The sequence below is a fragment of the Rhodococcus sp. HM1 genome, from assembly GCF_023218075.1.
Classification (GTDB): domain Bacteria; phylum Actinomycetota; class Actinomycetes; order Mycobacteriales; family Mycobacteriaceae; genus Rhodococcus.
In genome coordinates this window covers 1-1,211 of the sequence record NZ_JALPTB010000177.1, presented here as the reverse complement: position 1 = coordinate 1,211, position 1,211 = coordinate 1, and the positions used below count along the sequence as shown (strand labels likewise).

Genomic DNA, 1,211 nt, shown 5'->3' with positions numbered 1-1,211 from the left:
GCTAGTGGCTCGTCACGCAACCTTGGCCGGATAATACGGGTACTCGGTCCACGATCGGATCGGCGAGTCCGGGGCGAATCGGGTTTTCGGTTCGGCACGGGCATTGCGCCACCGCATATACGCCGCGATCGCAGCGTTCTGCTCGGTGTGACTGCGGTGATCGGTGCCGTTCAGGGCGAAGTACCGCAACGCCGCGAACTCGGATTCGATCCAGTTCAGCCACGACCCGTAGGTCGGCAAAAACACCAACTCGACGTCGTTGTCCGCCGCCCACCGGCGGACGGACAGGTGCCGGTGCGGGGAGAAGTTGTCGAGCACCACGTACAACTTCTCCCCGGGCCACCTGGCCCGCAACACCTTCAGAAGGTCGAGGAACTCGCCAGCTCGTTTACGAGGCCTGATTCGGTAATACATTCTGCCACTCGATAAATCGAGCGCGGCGAGCATGTGCATCACACCGTCGTAGCGGTGATACGTCGCCCGCAACCGAAGCGGAGACGTCGCCGGCCGCCACGATTTCCCTTTCCGGGGTTGCAGGTTCAGCGGACCGAACTCGTCGACACAGACGACCCGGCCGTCGGCCGGCGGGTGATCGTAGAGAGCGAGGATCGTGCGCATCTTGACCAGGAAATCCGGATCGGTCGAGGCCTTCCACGTCGTGGTCGACTGCCAGGTGACCTTTCCGTCACGCAGGATGCGGCGCAGTGTCTCGCGACTGATGGTCGGCACGATCTTCTGCGCGATCAGGTGCTCGGTCAGTTTGGCCAGACTCCAGGTGGAGAACGCGGTGATTTTCCAATCGGCGGGGGACGTCCGGGCTATCAAGCAGATCTTCTCGCGGGTCTGCTCATCGATCGTCTTCGGTCGTCCCCCGTTCCATTTTGGGTGCAACGCCTCGAATCCCTGCTCGTTGAATGCGTGGATGACATCGCGGACGTAGTCGTCGCTGACCTGCATCAATGAGGTGATGTCCTTGACGGTCTGGCCTTGGGCGGACATCAGCACCACGATGGCTCGTCGCAGTTTGATCGGGTCTTTGGCGGTGCGGCTGATCTTCTGCAGCCGGCGGCCTTCCTCCATGGTCAACGATCGGACGAACACGCTGGGTTGACGTGCCACGACCACCTCCTTGTCTCGACTCGGAGACAGTCTGCCGTGGAGGGGTGGTCAGCTGGGGATTACCCGGTCAACAATCCATGACGAGCCACTAG

The 1,211-nt window shown here is 61.8% G+C and carries 1 protein-coding gene; it reads right to left on the bottom strand.

The window, feature by feature from the left end; translation table 11 throughout:
• Positions 1-12: 12 nt before the first annotated feature.
• Entirely contained in the window at positions 13-1,119 is a 1,107-nt protein-coding gene (locus M1M07_RS32270) for an IS630 family transposase (RefSeq protein ID WP_248676773.1), read from the bottom strand.
• Positions 1,120-1,211: the final 92 nt, after the last annotated feature.